Source organism: Xaviernesmea oryzae, assembly GCF_900109605.1.
Taxonomy (GTDB): Bacteria; Pseudomonadota; Alphaproteobacteria; order Rhizobiales; family Rhizobiaceae; genus Xaviernesmea; species Xaviernesmea oryzae.
In genome coordinates this window covers 1-5,566 of record NZ_FOAM01000038.1, presented here as the reverse complement: position 1 = coordinate 5,566, position 5,566 = coordinate 1, and the positions used below count along the sequence as shown (strand labels likewise).

Genomic DNA, 5,566 nt, shown 5'->3' with positions numbered 1-5,566 from the left:
GACCCTGCTGATCTGCAGCCTCGTCTGCGTGCCCTTCGGCTCCGCCGCAAACGCACGCTTCATCTCGCCAGATCCCATGGATCCAACCATCCAGGGCGTCGGAACAAACCGATATGCTTATTCGCAAAACGATCCAATCAACAAAAGTGACCAGAACGGGCATGTAGCGGCCGTTGCTGAGCCCGGCATCATTGAACAAATTCTATCTTGGCTCGGCGGAGGCCGTGGAGCAGCTGCTGCAGCTGGGGCTGGCGCAAGCAATCCCCCGGTAGCTTTGATTGTTGGAAGCGCTTTAGCTATCGTTGCCATTACCGCTACCCCGATGGGTGACGGGGAAATGAAAAGCGATACAAAAGAAAATACCGAAGGTACTGGCGGAGGAGCCGCCGCTTCGGGAGCGCCAGATCCGGATGATGAGGGAAAACAAGATCAAACAATCGAAACCGAAAATAAGCAAAACGTAAAATTTGGTCAAGATGAAAACCAAATTTATCACGCCAATAGGCATCTCGCGGAGAACGGATATAGCAGTGATGAGATCGATACTATCAAAAATATTATAGCAAAAGATATTCAATCTAAGCCAGCGATGGCACCTGACACCTATGTCCGGGGCACAATCGATTTTAACGGGCAAGCAATTGAGTATCGCGCCTTTGCAAGAGATAGCAATACAGTAAATGTAGGCACGATTGTGCTACCAAAATAGTGAGGAATTATGTGGTCCACCGTTGAACGTAAGTTAATGAATTTTGAGAAGAGATACATTCAGACCCTCCTTGGAAGTGATGATAACAGTGATTTAGATGATATATACGTCAGGGTATTCCACGTAGATAACGCTCATACTATAAGAAACACGAACTACTTTGGGAAAAGAGTACATATTGCATCGTCAATGCTAATAAACGATGAGGACGGAGCTAAAGTTGATGTGATTCTTTATCTCGCTGATGACAATAATTTTGGTGAATTGGAGATGAATCGGTTGGATACCAAGCCACTTTTGCTGAAGCGACACATAAATAATCAATGAGTGAAACTATTGAAATACAGTAAGGAAGCTTTCTATTTTATTTTCGAATATTTCTTATACGCAACCTCGCTGATCTCGACTCTTTGGGCTTTGCGAAGTGCGGTGAATCTGAATCTCTGGCGCAAACCGGAGGTATTCGATGCGATCAGGAATTCCATTACGTGAGGATTTTGATGGAGAAGCTCTGCGGCGGCTGGCGCGGCAGACGAAGGATGCCGCCCAGGTGCGCCGGTTGTTGGCACTCGCCTCGATCTACGATGGCGGTTCGCGCTCCGATGCTGCCCGTCTCGGCAATGTGACGCTCCAGATTGTTCGCAACTGGGTGATGCGCTTCAACGAGCGCGGGCCTGAAGGCCTTGTCAATGGCAAGGCTCCCGGTCCGCAGTCGCGGTTGAACGATCAGCAGCGTGCGGCCCTGGCGCAGGCCATCGAGCGCGGTCCGACACCCTATCTCGACGGCGTTGTTCGCTGGCGTCTCATCGATCTGGCGCAATGGCTTTGGGAGGAGTTTCGTCTTTCAGTGAGCGAACAGACGCTGAGTCGTGAAGTCAGGGTCATGGGCTATCGCAAGCTGGCGGCCCGGCCCAAACACCATGCTCAAGACCCGCAAGCCATCGAGGATTTTAAAAAAGCTTCCCCGCCGCAGTGGCGGAGATTGCCGCCGGGGCGGCCCGAGGAAAACGCATAGAGATTTAATTCGAGGACGAGGCTCGGATCGGCCAAAGTGAGACGGAGAAGCAAATGATCCAGTGAATCATTTGCCCGACGAACGAAGATCACCCGGCGTTGGGCAAAGCGAGGAACGCGACCGTCAGCCCCGCGTGACCAGCGAACCCGGTCCGCCACCATCTTCGGCGCAATCTGCCCGAAGCTCGGCAAGGCAGCGGCGCTGGTCATGCCATGGTGTGACACCTAAGCCATGAGCCAGCATCTGGCCGAGATCGCCCGTCACATCGATGATGGTGCGCACGCCATCCTCATCACGGATCAGGCAGGTTGGCACATGTCCAACAAACTCGTCGTGCCCGACAACATCACCATCCTGCCGCCACCACCGAAATCCCCGGAGCTCAACCCGGTCGAAAATCTCTGGAACTTCATGCGCGACAACTGGCTCTCAAATCGGGTTTTCAAATCCTATGACGACATCGTCGATCACTGCTGCGATGCCTGGAGAAAACTCGAAAGACAGCCTTGGCGCATCATGTCCATCGGACGCAGAGAATGGGTCAATGGGTTTTGATCAGTGAGAAGGCGTATAAGTGGTGACGCCCACAGCAAGGCGGAAGGCTGTCGCGCATTTGAAGTCCGTCAGGGGCCTTTCGGAACGGCGGGCCTGCTAGATCCACATCCGCTGACCGGAAGACGATCCGCTATCGGTCCTGCCGCCCGCCGGAAATCGAACCGCGGTCGAGGCTGTGCGATCTCTCCAACGAGCGACGACGTTTCGGATATCGGCGACTGTTCATCCTGTTTCGGCGGGAGGGAGAGCCGTCCGGCGTCAACCGCATCTACCCCTGGCCGGTAGGTGATCGCATGCAATCACCGTTAGGCGGCTTTATCGCGAGGAAGGTCTTTCTGTCTGCAAGCGAAAGGCCCAACGACGTGCCGTCGGCACACGCGCTCCGATCCTGGTCGAGGCGAAGGCCAATGCCCGCTGGTCACTGAATTTCGTCCACGATCAGTTCGCCTGTGGCAGGCGCTTCCGCGTGCTCAATGCCGTGGACGACGCCACACGCGAATGTCTCGCCGCAATCCCGGACACGTCGATCTCCGGCCGTCGTGTTGCTCGCGGACTGACGATGCTGATCGAACGACGCGGTAAGCCCGGCATGATCGTCTCAGATCACGGCACGGAGTTCACCTCGAATGCGATCCCTGGCCTGGTCGAAAGATCACAAGGTCGAGTGGCACTACATTGCGCCCGGAAAACCGATGCAGAATGGTGACGTCGAATCCTTCAGCGGCGGCATGCGTGACGAACTCTTGAACGAAAGCCTGTTCTTTGGCCTCGATCATGCCCCCAGCGCCATCAACGAATGGGCTAACGACTAGAATCATTTCCGGTCGCAATCGTCACTCGCATATCAGACCCCGGCAGACTATGCCGGGCTCATCGCCGCAACCGGCTTCAACGCTTCGCAGGTTGAAGGCTACGCGTTTCCGCCGGTTGCTCAAACCGCGCCATTTTGCGTATCCAAAACCACCGAGGCTCTAATCGCCGCCGGATGAAAATTCAGTGGCAGGTCAAGCTCAGCCACCCGTTGCGCACCGATCTGCTTGCCTTGCGCGCGGCGTCACGCCCCCGCCAGATCGACAGGAGTGATCGTGATATCCCATACCGTCGTGCCGTCGCCGAACCCTGTCGGAAACCCCGCAGGCTCTCTTCGACGATCAGGATCTTCTCATCATCCGCCCATTCCCGCCGGCGACCAGCATCGTCGGCCGGCAGGACCTGTATGGTGAAACGACTGTCGTGCATGATATGAAGCATGGGCTTAGGAATTTATAAAATCAGCACAGACGGCCGTCGCCGGCGGGATACACTTAACAAAACGCCCGGAACTGTTCAGACAAACCGACCTCTCTCTATTCACGTTCGAATAGCGCGACCGGCTACTCGAGACGGGCGTCAGCAGGACGGGAAGGACAAATTCCGTTAGGAATGATAGGGAGAGATAACTGCATAGGAGATGAATATGGCTAGAGACGTCCTTGCCGAAACCAGCAAATTTTTGAGCTATGTATTGCGCCACAGTCCTCAATCAATTGGCATTATGTTAGACAAACACGGCTGGGCAGAAATTGATGAACTTGTCGCGCGAGCTCAAATAGCCGGTAAAATTATTGATCGCGACTTGATCGTTCAAATAGTTGGAGCTCCTGGAAAAAAGCGTTTCGCACTTTCAGATAATGGGAAGCTAATCAGGGCATTGCAGGGTCACACGTTGGCTGAAGTTTCTATCGATTTCTGTATAAAAACGCCTCCAAGAGACCTTTTCCATGGCACAGCACAGCGGTTCGTAAAATCTATCATGTCAGAAGGCTTACGTCCTGGTAACCGTCACTATGTTCATCTTACTGAAAACGAAGAGACAGCAGTTAGTTCCGGCAAGCGGTATGGTCGACCGATTGTATTGAAGGTTGACTCTGCGAGGATGGAGAGACTCGACTATAAATTTTATCAGGCTGAAAATGGCGTCTGGCTCACTAGGGGCGTACCGGCTGAGTTTTTATCTATCTCTTTCAATCCTGCCGACTCAGCAATTACTTCTAAATAGCCGAAACTATCAATATAAATTACGAAGTGTCGCATGACCCAACGGTCACGCCATTCAATCACCACGTCGTTTTTTAATTCATCCACCCATGTCGAATCGGAGATTTCACAAACGACATCATAAGCTTTGATATGAAATTGTGTGCAATACACCTCTGCACGCTTACAAAAGGCGCGAACTTTTTCGAAGCGTAGCTGGAAATGATAGTAGGTATTCTCTTCATCAAAAATCATGGAAAGCTGTAATCCGCCATCTTCGTTACCTAAAATAGGACCGCGGATAATTGCTGTTGAAGGGTATGGTAGCTCAAGAACGTGGGACATTTTCATTGTAAATCTCCGCTGCGGCGGGTTGTAGGAATCCCCTCGTTTGATAATTTATTTCGCTGTAATTGCCCATCAAGCATGTTTTCAAACCTCTCCTGACCAGTTCGATTTACGCCGATCCATTGAGACCTGGGAACACCTGCTTGTTCAAGGGCATTCGCTGATCGAGTATTGAGCATAAGTTTGGTGCCATCGCGTTCAATATAATCAATAGGAACATCACTCGGTTTTAGTCTTCCGGCTTTAAGGTCGGCCGCAACCTCATCAACTGTCCTTCCTGCGAAAAATCCTTCAGAACTGAAGTTGGGATTATACGATTTTTGAGCGAAATTAGCGCCTTCCAGGTTGTTTTCTCGTTGTTGAGTTCCAACCATTTCTTTTGCGGTGTCTTCGTCTTTTGCAAACCAAGATGCAAGACGGCCGATCAAGCCTATGCCACCCGTCACTTCAACAACTGCAGCGGCTGAGTTTTGAACCGATTGGCTGTCACTCATATATTGTTCTTGGGAGCGGTCAGCAGGCGCATTTGCAGGCTTTGAACCCGATAACCATCCTGCAAGCGCGCCTATGGCCACCCCGACAATTCCCCAGATGTGACCATTCGGGTCGCTATTATTGATAGGGTCATCGTTCGCATACGCATACCGATTAGTGCCGACGCCGCGTTGCGTCGGGTCCATCGTATCTGGTGAGATGAACCGTGCATTGGCTGCAGATCCGAATGAGACCGAAACCATGCTGCAGACGATCAGCAGACTTAAAAAGCGGGCCAATAGCCCATTAGAAAAGAATCTCACTAAAGTTCTCCGCTTAGATCTATTTGTTACTCGTAAGCGTCCGGTGAGCCTGCTTTGATCAGTTCAGCCCGCAACATTTCTTGTATTTCTTGCCGGAGCCGCAAGGGCATTGGTCATTGCGTCCGA

Annotated in this window: 5 protein-coding genes and 2 pseudogenes; 4 read left to right on the top strand and 3 right to left on the bottom strand. The window is 52.1% G+C overall.

From position 1 onward, the window contains the following. From BMX61_RS24015 to BMX61_RS23995, 4 genes and pseudogenes are all read left to right on the top strand, one after another. A partial coding sequence (locus BMX61_RS24015) for an RHS repeat-associated core domain-containing protein (protein WP_210186315.1) occupies window positions 1-709 on the top strand: 709 nt, incomplete at its 5' end. A gap of 466 nt (window positions 710-1,175) precedes the next feature. After that, a pseudogene (locus tag BMX61_RS24010) lies at window positions 1,176-2,279 on the top strand (IS630 family transposase). Between the two features lie 19 nt (window positions 2,280-2,298). Then, window positions 2,299-3,268: pseudogene (locus BMX61_RS24005) on the top strand (integrase core domain-containing protein); the annotation flags it as partial. A gap of 467 nt (window positions 3,269-3,735) precedes the next feature. Then, the gene (locus BMX61_RS23995; RefSeq protein ID WP_075627535.1) at window positions 3,736-4,317 is read left to right on the top strand and encodes an RNA 2'-phosphotransferase; all 582 of its coding nucleotides are present in this window, start codon (window positions 3,736-3,738) and stop codon (window positions 4,315-4,317) included. Here the strand turns inward: BMX61_RS23995 and BMX61_RS24510 are convergent. The 3 genes from BMX61_RS24510 to BMX61_RS25475 all read right to left on the bottom strand — a co-directional run. Next, window positions 4,221-4,646: a hypothetical protein gene (locus BMX61_RS24510; protein ID WP_139199008.1), complete on the bottom strand. Its 426-nt coding sequence runs from the start codon at window positions 4,644-4,646 to the stop codon at window positions 4,221-4,223. The two genes, BMX61_RS23995 and BMX61_RS24510, sit on opposite strands and share 97 nt — an antisense overlap. Further along, window positions 4,643-5,440, bottom strand: a complete 798-nt coding sequence (locus BMX61_RS24505) for an RHS repeat-associated core domain-containing protein (RefSeq protein WP_139199007.1) — start codon at window positions 5,438-5,440, stop codon at window positions 4,643-4,645. Before BMX61_RS24505 ends, BMX61_RS24510 begins: the two co-directional genes overlap by 4 nt. A gap of 58 nt (window positions 5,441-5,498) precedes the next feature. Further along, window positions 5,499-5,566: SEC-C metal-binding domain-containing protein (locus tag BMX61_RS25475; protein ID WP_170855018.1), on the bottom strand; the 68-nt coding region annotated here is incomplete at its 5' end.

Coding starts and splice junctions, on each gene's coding strand:
- BMX61_RS23995 (WP_075627535.1), top strand. CDS start 3,736: ATGGCTAGAGACGTCCTTGCCGAAACCAGCAAATTTTTGAGCTATGTA.
- BMX61_RS24510 (WP_139199008.1), bottom strand. CDS start 4,646: ATGAAAATGTCCCACGTTCTTGAGCTACCATACCCTTCAACAGCAATT.